We start from the raw sequence: 14912 nt of genomic DNA on the forward strand, positions 1-14912 counted from the left end.
CCATCAGCAACAGATACTGCAGCGTAAGCATAGACATATTCCTGTGTGATCATTGCCTGGCATAGCGGGCGCATAGGTTTGGGGCACCAGCATCGCCGTTACACACAAAAGCGGCCTGATAGCCGGTGCCAGAGCCTTGCCCGGCAATCCCTATGACGGCCACATTCTTCACAAGCAGCTCGAACAAACCCGCATGCTACTCGAAGACACCGGATCAACGGCCAAAGCAAGTCATTGCCGATCTCGGCTTTCGGGGCGTGGATGCTGATAATCCGGCAGTGGAAATCATCCATCGCGGCAAGTACAAGTCGCTGACGAAACCGCAGCGCCGCTGGCTCAAGCGTCGGCAAGCCGTAGAACCTGCAATCGGGCATCTGAAATCGGATCACCGAATGGATCGCTGCTGGTTACAGGGCCAGTTGGGCGATGCATGCACGCGGTGTTATGTGCGCCAGCGCTACAACCTGCGCTGGCTGATGAGAGCAATACGCCGTGGATCTCAAGAATGCTTTATTGCACTTTGCGTTGCTTCAGCTGATCAGCAGCTTTTACGCAAAAAGACTTTATATTGACATAGCCGCGTGAATTTTGCAGGGACGACTAGATAAGATAACCGATAAAGAACCTGAGGAATTCCAAAAATTGAGGAGAGAGCTTGAGAAGTTGATGCCTTCTCAAAAAGAACAACTGCTGACCCTATCACCGCGATTGTTTTTATCCGCCGCTTTGGGTTGGGAAACAATTACTTATTGTGACATAACCTTTAAAAAAATCAGATTCTGCGTCCAAACCACACAACCTTGCCAATTACATGCAATTTCTTTGCTGCCCGCGCATCTACTTCTTCAGGCTCATATTTAGGATTATCAGATTTAACTAATAGAGAGCCATTGATTTTGCGTTGAATTCTTTTAACCACCAGGTCATTATCAAGCTGCAACACATATAAGGAATTATCTTCAATACGGCTCTGTATCAACTCAATCAAAATAAGGTCACCACTTTTTAACGTAGGTTCCATGCTATCGCCCTTCACTGTGATAAGTGCCAGGCTATTGTTATGAATATTAAACGACATTTCTACCCAATCCTTTTTAAAAGCCAAATAATCTACAACCTGATCAGATCGAATCATCTGTCTATGGTTATCTGATTGGGTTTTAAGGGTATATTTCGGCATAGGAATGAAATCATTTACCCTCATATCAGCGATGGAATGATCTTGAACTGTTAGGCCGTTGTGTTGCTCTCTGCCCGTAATTAAGGGCTTTGCTCTACTGACTGGATAAGGTTTTGAAGAAGGTTCAGGCTTACTTTTTATAAAGAAATCAGGATTCTGAGTTAGAAATTCTTGAATATTACCGAGTATATCTTTTGGTGGACTAAACTCGGCTTTGTACCCATGTTTCCCACCTTTACATGGTACTTCTCTTTGTTTCCATCCTAGTCTTTTAGCTTTTGCGCGAGCACTTTTTTCATGTCTTGGAAAATCAATAACACGAGCGCCACCTAGTCGCGCTAACTCTACTGCAGAAAACCAGAAATTTTCACCCGAGCTTATTTCAATCATCTCAGACATTTATCTCGGGCACTCTGCCAGTACCATTGTTTATTAAATATTATTTTAATCAGATGCATATATCTAATTCCATAAAATTTTAAGGATATTTTATCTCGGGCTCTTGACGTTCTCGGTAGCTTGGGCGTATAGTTTCGTTATATCAATAAACAAGCTACGTTAAACATGTTAAAAAAACCAGCTTCAAAAAAAGACTGGCATCATGCCGACATCATCGCCGCTGCGTGCAGAAAAGAAATTAACCTGCAAAAATTGTCTCCCTTGTTTGATTGGTCACGTAGTGCACTAAGCTGTACTCTTTATTGTCCATCGCCTAAGTATGAAAGATTAATTGCAGAGTACTTGGGCGTAAGCCTCAAACAAACTGGCCAGCCGCTACCACGCAGCCGGTAGCCCGAAATCAGGGCATGGTGAACGTGGACTCGGACGCTGAAAAGCTAAGGAAACGCTGATTAATTCGACGAACGTGATGAAGCGCGAGGCGCAAGGAACACAGCAGCCGAGACATATCAATCAGATAGACGAGGAAGCGAGTACCGCGCAACGAAGCGATTCGCCCGTGCAGTCAATTAATCAGCCTTTCCCTAAGAGCAAGTTTAACCCTACTAGTAAAAATATCAATGTCAATCATGTTGACATACGCAATATTGCATGATGAAGCACAAAAGTGACAATTTAACTATAGACATATTTGACGATCTGCCGCCAAAGCCCATCGTGGTAACAGGTGGATTGCCTTGTCGCGCTAAGATCGCACATGTCATGTCAGATGCGCTGAAAATTCGTGATCGTTATAGGGTGGTTGCAAGCATCAACAGGCTTTTAGGTCGTAAGGTTAAATTAAGTCATTTCAATAATTTTACTTCTGAATCAAGAAGTGATTCTATACCACCACTCGATGTTGCCATTGCATTTGACCTAGCGGCTGGCTCAAGCGCATTAGGTAAATTTTATGCCAGAAAAATTGCAGCAAAAATGGTTTTCGGTAAAGAAGCGCTTGATGCAAAGCTTGGGCATCTTGAGCGTATCCGGGATGAGGCAACTAAGGAAATAAAATGGCTCAAGAGAGTAATAGGGGAACTACAGGCCATCACCAAAGCCTATGACATGTCCCAACAAGCTGCCAAAGCACAGCTTGAACAATCAGGACGGCCATTAGTCACTGATGAATTCGACTACGTGGTGGATAAAAACTTAGTCAAAGCAATCGGAAGCTTTTACGAAGAAAATCATGCTGTCATCCTCATCATTAGTGAAGAAAATTTTCCGCAAGAACTTGAGGTTTGGGCGCATTTCCACGGGCGCATTCTGAACTGGTACCCGGCAGAACCGGCAGTGCTTGCCGTATCTGTGGCGGATGATCTGCTGGAACGTCTGGTAGAAAAAACCAGAGGCAACGTGCGCCGCATTTGTACCAACCTGGAAACCATCCAGGGAGAATCTCTCGGCATGGGTTGGAAAATCGTCGACCTTGCTACTTGGAAAAACCGTCGATCAACTCTGGCAAAGCGCCAAGGAAGGGATGATGGATAAAGCGCACTCAATCAATAAAAGCTATTTTCGTCGGATCTTGGGCACCAAACATAGTAAATCTGATAACTCAATGCTGGAAGTAGAAGTCGGAGAATTTCGCGACATTGATATTGGATGCATATTACTCACTCTGCAGAAGTCAAATGGTCCAGCTTTAAGGCTGACATTATTGGGACAAGAAGCACAGGATCTTGGGTTGGCATTGCTTACGCTAGGTGCAAAACTCTCTGCTTTGCAAGAAGAGGATTCTCTCAGGAGTTTTCCGGATAGAGAGGTTGGCAAGCCAAGTACATCTGACGGAACCTTTATTTTCGATTGCCGGGAGATAAAAGATGCCTCATAACCCATGCAACAAGAGATTTCTTGCTGTAGCGCCGGCCATACTGCCGGGCGAGGATTGAAACTTTTGCGTCGCTATGATCATTGTCTATCAACCCGACAGCTTCCCATTCAGCAATTCCAGCAACGCTCCAGCTTCTGTATGACGAATACGAGTAATTCCGCCATTGCTGATTTTGATTCGATACAGGCCGGCCGGAGATGCATGGACTGTTCTTGCAATCAGCGCGCGGATAACCCCTGCATGCGCAACAATCAAAAAATGGTTGCTTTGATAACGCTGGATGGTTTCTTCATAGGCTGAGCTGATCCGCTGCATAAAATCACCGAGTGGCTCGGCACCATGCGGCCGTTGATTAACCGGATCGTTCAGGAAAGATTGATATTCGCTAGCACGATTAATTCTAACCTCGTCGTGGCTGAGTCCTTCCCATATCCCAAATCCCACTTCTTTAAAGCGTGGCTCAACGATGACATTTATGCCGTGGCGTTCTCCCAATGCATGCGCAAACATCTGGCAGCGTTGTAACGGAGAAGTAATGATATATTGCCAAGCCTTGTAATCACCAATGGCACCCCACATTTGCGACCACCCTTTTTCGGAAAGCGGATCATCGATGCCATGCCCACGATAACGGAGCCCGCCCACAGGTTCGCCATGGCGAATTAGATCAATCACAGTATCTGTCATAAAACTTCAGCAGGATAATTATTTGATACGGTAGTTTATCTGCTAGGGAAACGCTGATTAATTGACTGCACGGGCGAATCGCTTCGTTGCGCGGTACTCGCTTCCTCGTCTATCTGATTGATATGTCTCGGTTGCTGCGTTCCGTGCGCCTCGCGCTTCATCACGTTCTCCGAATTAATCAGCGTTTCCCTAGGAATCAAAAATAAGCAGTTTTCAGTTTTGAATATGCAAAGTTAGAAATTTCCTAATTTAATTCCTGATCCGCCAGTTTTTCTAACGATGTTCAGCGCAATATTGACATACTCAGCATATTCCAACGCATCTTCATCGGCAATCGGTGCTGTTAATACAAAATCCGCATGCTTGCGCGCTTCTTCTATCTTACCCACGTCATACAGCACTTCAGCATAAAAAACACGCGTAATAACGTCTCTGGGAAAGAGTTCATGCGCCCGCATCAGGTGCTTCAGCGCTTTTTGATTACTACCAAAACTGAGAGGAAATCCCGGCAGCTGGTGATACATGCGGCCCAGTGCCCTATGTCCACCGGCATTTTCGTATTTTTCATCCAGCGCAACCACTTGCAATAGCATCTTCTCCATCGGCCGAAGCATTTTGAGCGCATTGAGTATGCCGCTCTCTTCAGCCATTTTTCCCATTGCGGCCACTTTCCAGAAAAGACCAGCCACATTATCCGCATTCAGCGCAAGTGCCCGATCAGCGGTTGCCACACAATTTTCAAATAATTGAAGGCGGCGGTCTTTATCAGTCTCAAGTTGAGCTTGCATAAATTGCAAACGGGAAAGCTGCGCGATAGCGGCTGATTCCCGGGAATTCTGCGTAACATCCCGAAACCAATTAATTGTCTCCAGCAGCAGCGGTGCATCAACTGCATACTTCCATACCGCCAGTTCAATTCTCTGTTTATTTTCCGGCGTCAATAAAGTTGCAGAGGCACTTGACGCAAAAACCGGTATTGCCAGGTAAGTAACAGTAATCAACTGGTACGTAAACAGCATCAATCCTTTTCTCAACTGCCGTATGTTCAATCTCATGAAAATATTTGGTAAATCCATTGGACAACATTTTATATTGTACGACAAATGCAGCCTGCTTCAAGATGCTTGTGCTTAAGGTATGTTACTCAATACCCACTCAAATCATGAATCATGAACAAAGCTGAAATTCATGCTGTTATAGGCAGTCAACCATCGATAAACCGATGCAAAACAGAAGATGACTTAAAACTGGCATATAATATGTAGATTTTGATTTAAAGTCGGTCTTGCAGCAGATCATTCTTAGCGCTACAGACGGGCACGCTTAAAAATGCAACAACAGCTCACTCTACCCACTCCCGGCACTTTGTTACGCTACGCAGATTTCGACGGCTCCAGCGACTCGCTGTTTCTCGCACAACTTGCTCAGCAGACAAAACCGATCACCATCATTACCGCCAATGCACTGGATGCGCAGCGATTATTGGAAGAAATCGCTTACTTCGCGCCTGAATTAAAAGCATATTTATTACCAGACTGGGAAACGCTGCCTTACGATACTTTCTCGCCACACCAGGATCTCGTGTCAGAACGGCTCGCGACATTGTATCAAGTGATGAACGGTGCCTGTGATGTACTGATTACGCCCTTGACCACAGCGCTTTACCGCATGCTACCCCGCACATATCTCGCCGCGCATACTTTCTTCCTTAAGCAGGGCGAAGAGCTGGATCTGGCGGGACTGCGCAGCCAACTGACTTTTGCCGGTTACTCGCATGTTACGCAGGTTTTCTCGCCTGGCGAATACAGTGTACGCGGCGGTTTGATTGATCTGTTTCCGATGGGCAGTCCGCTGCCTTATCGTATCGACTTGATGGATAACGAAATCGATACCATCCGCACTTTCGATGTCGATACGCAGCGCAGCATTTATCCGGTCAAAGAAATTCGCCTGCTGCCCGCACGCGAATTTCCAATGGACGAAGCCGGGCGTACCTGCTTCCGGGGTAATTTCCGCGAAAAATTTGAAGGCGATCCTTCCAAAAAGCAGATCTACAAAGATATCAGCAAAGGCGTGCCACCTGCCGGCATCGAATATTACCTGCCACTTTTTTTTGAGCAGACGGCCACTTTGTTTGATTATCTGCCGGAAAACACATTGCTCTGTCTGCATCGGGATATCCGTCCCGTTATCGACGAATTCTGGCGCGATACCCAATCGCGCTATCAACTGCTACGTGCTGATATTGAGCGGCCTTTATTACCGCCGCACGAGTTATTTTTATCCAGCGATATTTTTTTCGGCAAGCTAAAACCGTATGCACGCATTGAAATCCTGTCGAATGGACAGGATCACAAGGTGGTTGCCAAGAAATCGACCCATCCGTTGCCATCCGTCCAGGTTAACCGGCACGCGGAAAATCCGCTGGAAAAACTTGCTACATTCACTACTCGTTTCACGCAATCGGGTGGGCGCGTTCTGCTGCTAGCCGAAAGTATCGGGCGGCGCGAATTGATTGCGGAATACCTGAATCAATATGACCTGCACCCTGATAACTGCCAGGATTACGCACAATTTCTGAACAGCGCTCAACCTTTTATGCTGAGTGTCGCACCGCTGCACAGCGGTTTTATTCTGCAACAGGAACAACTTGCTTTTGTCACCGAAAGCGAGCTGTATTCGACGCATGTACATGGGCGGCGTGAGCGGGAATCGCGCAAATCTACTTCGACCGATAACATTCTGCGTGACCTGTCGGAAATCAAACCAGGCGATCCGGTGGTGCATGAGCAGCACGGCATCGGCCGTTATCTGGGTCTGGTCAGCATGAATGTGGGCGAAGGCGAACCCGGCGAGCTGAGCGAATTCCTGTCACTGGAATACGAAGGCAGCGACAAGCTTTATGTACCCGTTTCACAGTTGCATCTGATCGGGCGCTACAGCGGCGCGGCACCCGAATCCGCGCCGTTGCATAAACTGGGCAGCAGCCAATGGGATAAAGCCAAGCGCAAAGCCATGCAGCAAGTACGCGACACGGCGGCGGAGTTGCTGAATCTGTATGCCCAGCGCGCCGCCCGGGAAGGTCACAAGTTCACGCTGCAGCAGCATGATTATGAGGCGTTTGCCGAAGGATTCGGTTTTGAGGAAACCGCCGATCAAGCAGCAGCGATCAAGGCAGTGATTGAAGATTTGACTTCCGGAAAGCCGATGGATCGTCTGATCTGCGGCGATGTCGGATTTGGCAAAACCGAAGTGGCCCTGCGCGCTGCATTCATTGCCGTGGCTGACGGTAAACAAGTAGCGGTTCTGGTTCCCACTACGCTGCTGGCTGAACAGCATTTCCAGAATTTTTCCGACCGTTTTGGCCTGATTGCCGACCAATGGCCGGTCAAAATCGCTGAATTGTCACGCTTTCGTTCCGCCAAGGAACAAACCCAGGCATTAGCTGGTCTCGCCAAAGGGGAAATCGACATCATCATCGGCACCCACAAACTGATTCAGAAAGATGTGCAATTCAAGAATCTGGGCTTGGTGATTATCGACGAAGAGCACCGCTTTGGCGTACGGCAAAAGGAACAGCTCAAAAAATTGCGCGCTGAAGTGGATGTTTTGACACTCACCGCCACACCGATTCCGCGCACCTTGGCGATGTCGCTGGAAGGTTTGCGCGATTTCTCGATCATCGCCACCGCACCGCAACGCCGCCTGGCCATCCGCACCTTTGTCAGCGGTTTTTCAATGGGTATCATCCGTGAAGCGTGTTTGCGCGAACTGAAGCGCGGCGGGCAAATCTATTTTCTGCATAATGAAGTCAGCACGATTCAACTAATGTACGAAAAACTCGCCGGTCTGCTACCGGAAGCGCGCATCAATATCGCCCACGGGCAAATGCCGGAACGCGAACTGGAACATGTCATGCGCGATTTTTACCAGCAGCGCTTCAATATCCTGCTATGCACCACCATCATTGAAACCGGCATCGATATTCCGAGTGCCAACACCATCATCATCAACAACGCGCATAAATTCGGTCTGGCACAGTTACACCAGTTGCGCGGCCGGGTAGGCCGTTCACATCACCAGGCTTACGCTTATCTGCTGATTCCTTCCCAAGAGGCACTCGGTGCACAAGCCAAAAAACGCCTGGAAGCGATTCAAGCGATGGAAGAACTCGGTTCCGGGTTTTACCTGGCCATGCACGACCTGGAAATCCGCGGCGCTGGCGCGGTGCTGAGCGAATCGCAGAGTGGAGAAATGCAGGAAATCGGCTTCAGCTTGTACAGCACTATGTTGGATACTGCCATCCAGTCACTCAAACAAGGCCGCGAACCAGATATGCAGCACCCATTAGGCGTTGCCACGGAAATCAACCTCCATGTTCCGGCACTACTACCAGATGATTACTGCCATGACATTCACGAACGGCTGGTGCTGTACAAGCGCATGGCTAATTGCAGTGATGACGAGCAGCTCGACGACATGCAGCGCGAACTGATAGACCGCTTCGGCCTGTTGCCCAACCCAGCCCGCGCATTACTCGATTGCCATCGCTTACGCATCGCCGCCAAGCCGCTCGGCATCATCCGTATTGACGCCAGCGCTGAAAGTATCCAGATCCAGTTCATCCCTAATCCACCGATCAATCCGGCAGAAATTATCAAACTGATACAAAGCAGTCGTGAATACTCGCTCTCCGGGCCGGACCGTCTAAAAGTTCAAGTCCAGATTGCGGATGTCAGCAAGCGTGTCATGCGGATTAAGGAGTTGATTCAGAAATTGAGTACTACCCATTAAAACATTGTTCCTTCTTTTCTGTCAGATAAACAGTGGAATAATTTTCATCTAAACAATTGCTTGCAGTAGTGACATGTTTTTAGCGTACAATATTTGCCATGAAAAATATTTCAATTGCCGACATTCTTAAACTACCGGTACAAGAACGAATTCGTCTCGTTGAGCTCATTTGGGATAGTGTCGCGGCAGTGCCAGAAGCCGTTGAAATATCACCCGAACTAAAAGCCGAACTTGAAGCCCGCTTGGCAGAATTTGAAGAAAACCCGGAAGCCGGGTTTTCGTGGGAACAAGTGAAATCACATTTGAATGATGATTCATGGCGTTCCGTCTGAAATTTTCTGCACGGGCATTGCGTGAAATAGGAGAAGCGCGAACGTGGTATGAAATGCAGAGTCCTGGTCTTGGCGAAGAGTTTGTTGCTGCCATCGCGTTACAACTTAAACGCCTGGAACAAGCACCGCTGCTTTTATGCAGAAGCAAATTCCCAAAGTGCATCGTGCGCTCCTTCCTCGCTTTCCCTATGGCTTATTTTATGTCGTGCGCCAGGACCTAGTTTATGTTTTAGCTGTATTACACGACGCTCGCAATCCCGGTCAATGGCCGAAGGTTCGTTGAATTGGCATTATAAACTTGGGTAGAAAATCTGAAATGAGTCAAATAATATCTGCAAGACTACCGGATGAATTGGTCGCAGCACTGGATGAAGCTGCCGCTAAACTGCATCGGACGCGTGCCGATGTGATCAGACAAGCTGTTGAATATTACCTCGACGATTTTGAAGACATTTCATTTCCTGTGCTGTGGAAGTCTTGCATGATCCAGCGGATCCAATTCTGGAGTGGGAAACTGTAAAGCATGACCTACTTCGCCAACATTAACAGTCCATAGAAGAATTTACTAAAGTAAAATCCAAATGAACGATCTTGATATCCGCTGGCAGCAGCGTTTTTCCAATTACAAAAAAGCTTTGCTGCAACTGCAAAATGCTGTTGATCTCAGCAAACAGCGCACACTCAGTCCATTGGAAAAGCAGGGAGTTATTCAGGCGTTTGAATTCACGCATGAATTAGCCTGGAATATGTTGAAAGATTTTTTGCAGGATCAGGGCAATCAAAATATCAAAGGTTCTAAAGATACGACTCGTGAAGCATTTAAGGTTGATCTCATCCATGATGGCGAACAGTGGATGGCTATGATTCAGAGCCGCAATATCTCATCGCAGCCCTACGATGAACGCACGGCCGAGCAACTGGTAGACGCGATTATCCACAATTATTATCCGTTGTTTATCGCGTTGAAAACAGAAATGGAAAAATACCTGCCATGATTGAGGGGCGCCCCTTTGGTTTGCCGTCCACCACATTGGAAAAGCTCAACAGTGTATTTGCGCAGCACGATGCCATCGATTCGGTGCTGATTTACGGTTCACGCGCTAAAGGGAATTACCGTGCAGGCTCCGATATTGATCTGACCATCAAAGGCGACGAAATTTCATTCGCCGAATTCATGCAAATCGAAGATCAGATTGATGATCTGATGTTGCCTTATACCGTCGATTTATCGCAATACCGCCAGCTTGAAAATACCGACCTGATCGCGCATATCAATCGGGTTGGCGTTGCTATTTATCACAAAGCTAGAAAGTAAGTGGTTCATTGTGAGCAGGTTATAAGTTATTACCACAATAAGGAAGTTTTATGAAAAAATCGCCTCATGATCATCGGATTACTTACCTTGTCGGTCAGGAGAATTCATTATGTTGTTAGACGAAATCAGGCAAAAGAAAGCGATCATCGAAGCATTAGGCGCGCAATTTGGTGCCCGGCGCATACGGGTATTCGGTTCCGTAGCCCGACGAAAGGAACGTCCAGATAGCGACGTGGATTTACTGGTCGATTTTCCGCGTGGTTACGATCTGTTCGCCCAGCGCCTGCCGTTGACCGAGAAACTGTCCGAGTTGCTGCTGCGCAAGGTCGAAGTAGTGCCAGAACACGAACTGAATCGCCATCTGCGCGAACACGTGATGCGGGAGGCCGTGGAATTATGAGTAAGCCATGGCAGCCTTATGCGCTGCATATTTTGGATGCCATCGCCAAGATTCGGCGCATTCAAGCGCGCGGCGATCTCACTCGGGATGAAGTGCTCTACGACGCTGCGTTGCGCAATCTGCAAACGCTTTCCGAAGCAACCCAATTACTTCCCGACGACAAGAAAGTGGCTTTTCCGGCGATTCCCTGGCGCGAAATCAGCGACTTTCGCAACATCCTTGTGCACAACTATTTGGGGGATATCGATGCTTTAACGGTCATGACGGTGATCGAAAAGTACCTACAGCCACTTGAAAGCTCTGTTCAGGCCATGCTGACCGGGGAAATAGGTAAATCGGGTCGCGGAAATGGTTAGAAAGAATGGATCTGATCCCTTTTTTATTTGTGGTTCTTAATAGCTTGTTATAGTGAAAGCTAAATTGACACATTCTCATAACTTATAAAGAGATAGTATGCAGATTTTCGTGTTGGATTTCATTTCTGACGTATTAAATTGTGTCATTTCGGACATCTAGTTTTAGGTAGGCCCCATTTTGGACAAGTCTCTGACAGTTTCTAAGTTGGACGCCGCAAAGCGACAGCTTGAGGTATTTATACGGCTGTACTTCAATAGCGGCGACCCCGTGGCGATGCATACGCTCGTGGCAGCCGCCTTCGGTGTGATCCGCGATCTCAACAAGAGGCGCGGTGGAGATCCAACGCTCCATGAGTCCATCTTTCAGAACGTCAAACCAGAGCACCACAAGCTGCTTCGCGATAAGCTGACCGAAGCCCAGAACTTCTTCAAGCACGCAGATCGCGATCACTCGGCAATGCTTGAATTCAACCCGGATTCGACGGAGTTCATGGCGCTGGACGCGTGTTCAAAGTACTGGGAATTGACAGGTGAGTTACCGCCGTTATTTCAGATCTTCCGGAGTTGGATGATGCTCACCAACCAAGAGATATTCATCTTGCCAAAGGAACAATTAGACTATCTTGAATCTGCCGCGAAGACGTTTGTTCCTAAAGGGAAAGTTGCATACTTCAACGACATGCTGTCAATGGTAATGAAAAGTGGCACCTAACCGCTATGCCTTATGGCAACAAAATCAAGCAGAAGAGAGTTGGGCTTACATTACAACACTCCCAATCGCTAGAATTTCCGGAACAATATTCATAGTCGAGCGATGAATGATTAATCTCCAATCATTCCGTTATGAGATCAAGCACATCATAAAACTGAAGGCTCAAACACCGCCATTGATTCCACATGCGCCGTGTGCGGAAATATGTTGACCACACCCGCAGCACGCAGATTGCCAACCGCCTTTATGCACCAGTACAGCGGCGTCACGCGTCAAAGTTGCAGGATTACACGAAACATAAACCAGGCGCCGGGGTGGCTCTTTAGCGAGCACCTGCGCTACAGCCAAAGCCCCTGCACGCGCCCACACGACTCGTCATTTCTGTGGGATTAAATGTATGGAACGTTGGAGTGATGCCAAACGCCCGGATAATTGTTCAGAAACTCACTCATTCCGAATCAATCCGTACATTAAATACCAGGTAACCCATCCCTTAGCATCAAAGAATTGATTCAGAAATTGAGCAAGTACAATTGAATTGATATACCCATTTTCCACCGTACAGTAAAAACTGCTTTATTCAACAATTGGAGCATCAAAACTATGAATACCCCGGCACTTAGCAACAACCATATCCTTTCAGCAAGTTTGAGCTTTCTGACTGCATTGGTACTATCCACTCACTCTCAGACAGCAAACACGGCGAGTAATGAACCCGGTTTTTCGCCTTATGTTGATAAGGCGGGCAACATCAGCCTGCCTGCTGACTTCAGAATTACCATGGCGCATTTGGGATCCTGGTTCGCACCCGAAGGTGATGGCAGGGGTTTTCATGATGTTTATACCGAGGCAACGAGTGTTCTTTACTATCGGAAACACGGAAAATTTCCGGACGGCGCCACGATTGTCAAAGAAGTGCGGGCTGAGAAAAGCGGCGATTATACGACCGGTAAGAATATTAGTTTTGCGACTGGTGAAATTAAACAGTGGTTTGTGATGATTAAAGATACGAAGGGCCGCTTCCCAGGAAATCTCAACTGGGGAGATGGCTGGGGTTGGGCTTTAATAAAAACTGATCATACCAATAAAAATGTTTCAACAAACTACCAGGCGGATTGCATCAATTGTCATATGCCCGCAAAGGAAAATGATTGGATCTATGTAAACGAGTATCCTACGCTAACAACGCGAAATCGATAATAACCGTCAATAAACGGCTCACATATCCCTCTCAGCAACATTGAGAGGGATATTCAGCCAGATCCGATCAGCGCCAGCTCAATACGATATACCGTGACGCCTCGTTTTCCCGAATCAACAACAGAACTTGTTTATTCTTGGAAAGCTTTTTAACCGCCTGTTTGAAATCATCGGAAGTGTTAACCGGTTTGCGATTTACTTCCAGAATCACCGCACCCCGGCTGATGCCAGCCATGGCAGCCACTGAACCGGCTGCTACATCGGTGACGAGCACGCCTTCACCTGCCTTCACATCAAATTGCTTGGCCAGATCAGCAGTAATGGTCTGCACGGTTAACCCAAGTTTCTCCGTGTGCTCCGTCGGTCCTTGCGCAGCAAGCTTGCCATCACTGAGTTTTTCAACCTTTACTGAGACGGTGCGCGCCTTGCCATCACGGATGATATCGAACTTGACCTCACTACCCGGTTGAGCAAGCGCCACCTGATTACGAAAATCACCGATTTCCCTCACTGGCCGCCCTTGATAGTTCACGATCACATCACCCACCTTGAGGCCAGCCTTGGCGGCAGGGGAGTTTTTGGTTACCTGTGCGATCAGAATGCCCTGCTCATTTTTCAGATCGAAAGATTTCGCAAGATCAGGCGTTAGTTGCTGGATGACGATGCCTAAATAACCGCGCACCACTTCGCCGCTTTCGATCAACTGAGTAGCAATACGCTCTACCAAATTGATCGGTATGGCAAAACCTATGCCCATATAACCGCCACTGCGGCTAAAAATGGCCGTATTCATTCCGATCACTTCACCGTCCAGATTGACCAGCGGCCCTCCAGAATTACCCGGGTTGATGGCTGCATCGGTCTGGATAAAATCCTCATAATCGTTAATTCCCAGTGAAGTTCTTCCCTTGGCGCTCACCACACCAACCGTCAACGTATGGCTCAAACCGAAAGGATTGCCAATTGCCACCACCCATTCACCGACTTCAAGCTGATCATAATCCCCCAATGGCACAGTAGGCACCTCCTTCGCATCGATTTCGATTACTGCAATATCCGACTTGGGGTCAGTACCTTTGATTTTTGCCTCAAACTCACGCCCATCGAGGAATTTGACACTGATTTTACCAGCCTCTTCCACTACATGATTATTAGTAAGAATATAGGTCTTGTTATCCATTAAGCCATCCTTATAGGAGAAAACAAAACCTGATCCCTGCCCAATCATGGGGTGCCGCTGTTCGCCTGGCGCATTAAATCCTGGAATATCGGGAAACTTTTCACCAAAAAAACGTTTAAACAGCTCATCCCCAAACGGCCATCGATCCCCTTCTCCGAAAGGAAAACCAAATGGCGCTGGTTTGGCGGCTTTACTTTCTCCTTCGACCTGAATCAGCACGACTGACGGCGAAACTTTACGCGCCACTTCCGCAAAGGCCTTACTGGTTTGCCGCAGGCTTTCGATCCCCTTTCCCTGCGCGAATAAATCCGCCGGTATCAACATCCATAACATCAACAGCATAAAGAAATTACGATATCTAAACATGATCCGCTCCTCTGATTGACAAAAAACGATCGCAGTCATTAACACGTTACAAGGGTTATTGTTGGGGATTTCTGGTGACAATTACAAGTAAAAATGCTAAAAAACCAGCATCACC

At 47.4% G+C, this 14912-nt stretch carries 18 protein-coding genes and 2 pseudogenes; 14 read left to right on the top strand and 6 right to left on the bottom strand.

Annotated features, from left to right (window positions below; all coding sequences use genetic code 11):
- Window positions 1-88: 88 nt before the first annotated feature.
- Window positions 89-494 (top strand): annotated as a pseudogene (locus BM021_RS00010) (IS5/IS1182 family transposase); the annotation flags it as partial.
- A 278-nt stretch (window positions 495-772) separates the two neighbouring features.
- On the opposite strand, the gene BM021_RS00015 reads toward BM021_RS00010, so the two are convergent.
- The gene (locus BM021_RS00015; protein WP_090717202.1) at window positions 773-1579 is read right to left on the bottom strand and encodes a S24 family peptidase; all 807 of its coding nucleotides are present in this window, start codon (window positions 1577-1579) and stop codon (window positions 773-775) included.
- 165 nt (window positions 1580-1744) lie between these two features.
- On the opposite strand from BM021_RS00015, the gene BM021_RS00020 reads away from it, so the two are divergent.
- The 4 genes from BM021_RS00020 (at window position 1745) to BM021_RS00035 (ending at window position 3455) form a co-directional block, all read left to right on the top strand.
- Entirely contained in the window at window positions 1745-1972 is a 228-nt protein-coding gene (locus BM021_RS00020) for a helix-turn-helix domain-containing protein (protein ID WP_090717205.1), read from the top strand.
- 76 nt (window positions 1973-2048) lie between these two features.
- On the top strand, window positions 2049-2234 hold the full coding sequence (locus tag BM021_RS00025) for a hypothetical protein (RefSeq protein ID WP_090717207.1): 186 nt from the start codon (window positions 2049-2051) through the stop codon (window positions 2232-2234).
- The gene (locus tag BM021_RS00030) at window positions 2231-3112 is read left to right on the top strand and encodes a TniB family NTP-binding protein (protein ID WP_090717210.1); all 882 of its coding nucleotides are present in this window, start codon (window positions 2231-2233) and stop codon (window positions 3110-3112) included. The genes BM021_RS00025 and BM021_RS00030 overlap by 4 nt, the downstream gene beginning before the upstream one ends.
- Entirely contained in the window at window positions 3102-3455 is a 354-nt protein-coding gene (locus tag BM021_RS00035; protein ID WP_177186258.1) for a hypothetical protein, read from the top strand. The genes BM021_RS00030 and BM021_RS00035 overlap by 11 nt, the downstream gene beginning before the upstream one ends.
- Before the next feature lie 87 nt (window positions 3456-3542).
- Here the strand turns inward: BM021_RS00035 and BM021_RS00040 are convergent, their stop codons facing one another.
- The 3 genes from BM021_RS00040 to BM021_RS00045 form a co-directional block, all read right to left on the bottom strand.
- Window positions 3543-4142, bottom strand: coding sequence for a histidine phosphatase family protein (locus BM021_RS00040; protein WP_090717215.1), 600 nt, complete (start codon window positions 4140-4142; stop codon window positions 3543-3545).
- A gap of 35 nt (window positions 4143-4177) precedes the next feature.
- Entirely contained in the window at window positions 4178-4303 is a 126-nt protein-coding gene (locus BM021_RS15870; protein ID WP_256207687.1) for a hypothetical protein, read from the bottom strand.
- A 72-nt stretch (window positions 4304-4375) separates the two neighbouring features.
- Entirely contained in the window at window positions 4376-5197 is an 822-nt protein-coding gene (locus BM021_RS00045; RefSeq protein ID WP_256207688.1) for a TRAP transporter TatT component family protein, read from the bottom strand.
- Window positions 5198-5471: 274 nt separating this feature from the next.
- On the opposite strand from BM021_RS00045, the gene mfd reads away from it, so the two are divergent.
- The 8 genes from mfd to BM021_RS00090 all read left to right on the top strand — a co-directional run bounded on the left by mfd (window position 5472) and on the right by BM021_RS00090 (window position 12051).
- On the top strand, window positions 5472-8936 hold the full coding sequence (mfd, locus tag BM021_RS00050) for a transcription-repair coupling factor (RefSeq protein ID WP_090717220.1): 3465 nt from the start codon (window positions 5472-5474) through the stop codon (window positions 8934-8936).
- 98 nt (window positions 8937-9034) lie between these two features.
- A complete protein-coding gene (locus BM021_RS00055; RefSeq protein ID WP_090717222.1) occupies window positions 9035-9268 on the top strand; it encodes an addiction module protein in 234 nt (77 codons plus the stop codon).
- Between the two features lie 316 nt (window positions 9269-9584).
- Window positions 9585-9788 carry a YlcI/YnfO family protein gene (locus tag BM021_RS00065; RefSeq protein ID WP_218147778.1) on the top strand — a complete coding sequence of 68 codons (204 nt, stop codon included), beginning with the start codon at window positions 9585-9587 and terminating at the stop codon, window positions 9786-9788.
- Window positions 9789-9849: 61 nt separating this feature from the next.
- Complete coding sequence (locus BM021_RS00070; RefSeq protein WP_090717227.1) at window positions 9850-10263, top strand: nucleotidyltransferase substrate binding protein; 414 nt, start codon at window positions 9850-9852, stop codon at window positions 10261-10263.
- Window positions 10260-10583: a nucleotidyltransferase domain-containing protein gene (locus tag BM021_RS00075; RefSeq protein ID WP_090717230.1), complete on the top strand. Its 324-nt coding sequence runs from the start codon at window positions 10260-10262 to the stop codon at window positions 10581-10583. The genes BM021_RS00070 and BM021_RS00075 overlap by 4 nt, the downstream gene beginning before the upstream one ends.
- A 109-nt stretch (window positions 10584-10692) precedes the next feature.
- Entirely contained in the window at window positions 10693-10983 is a 291-nt protein-coding gene (locus tag BM021_RS00080; protein ID WP_090717233.1) for a nucleotidyltransferase family protein, read from the top strand.
- Window positions 10980-11339 carry a HepT-like ribonuclease domain-containing protein gene (locus BM021_RS00085; RefSeq protein ID WP_090717235.1) on the top strand — a complete coding sequence of 120 codons (360 nt, stop codon included), beginning with the start codon at window positions 10980-10982 and terminating at the stop codon, window positions 11337-11339. The genes BM021_RS00080 and BM021_RS00085 overlap by 4 nt, the downstream gene beginning before the upstream one ends.
- A 178-nt stretch (window positions 11340-11517) precedes the next feature.
- Complete coding sequence (locus BM021_RS00090; protein ID WP_090717238.1) at window positions 11518-12051, top strand: hypothetical protein; 534 nt, start codon at window positions 11518-11520, stop codon at window positions 12049-12051.
- 146 nt (window positions 12052-12197) lie between these two features.
- Here BM021_RS00090 and BM021_RS15085 read toward each other — a convergent pair.
- Window positions 12198-12405, bottom strand: a pseudogene (locus BM021_RS15085) (23S rRNA (uracil(1939)-C(5))-methyltransferase); the annotation flags it as partial.
- 249 nt (window positions 12406-12654) lie between these two features.
- Here BM021_RS15085 and BM021_RS00095 point away from each other — a divergent pair.
- Entirely contained in the window at window positions 12655-13251 is a 597-nt protein-coding gene (locus BM021_RS00095) for a cytochrome P460 family protein (RefSeq protein WP_090717241.1), read from the top strand.
- Between the two features lie 67 nt (window positions 13252-13318).
- On the opposite strand, the gene BM021_RS00100 is transcribed toward BM021_RS00095, so the two are convergent.
- Window positions 13319-14797: a DegQ family serine endoprotease gene (locus tag BM021_RS00100; RefSeq protein WP_090717243.1), complete on the bottom strand. Its 1479-nt coding sequence runs from the start codon at window positions 14795-14797 to the stop codon at window positions 13319-13321.
- Between the last annotated feature and the right edge of the window lie 115 nt (window positions 14798-14912).

Source organism: Nitrosomonas sp. Nm166 (genome assembly GCF_900112825.1).
Taxonomy (GTDB): domain Bacteria; phylum Pseudomonadota; class Gammaproteobacteria; order Burkholderiales; family Nitrosomonadaceae; genus Nitrosomonas.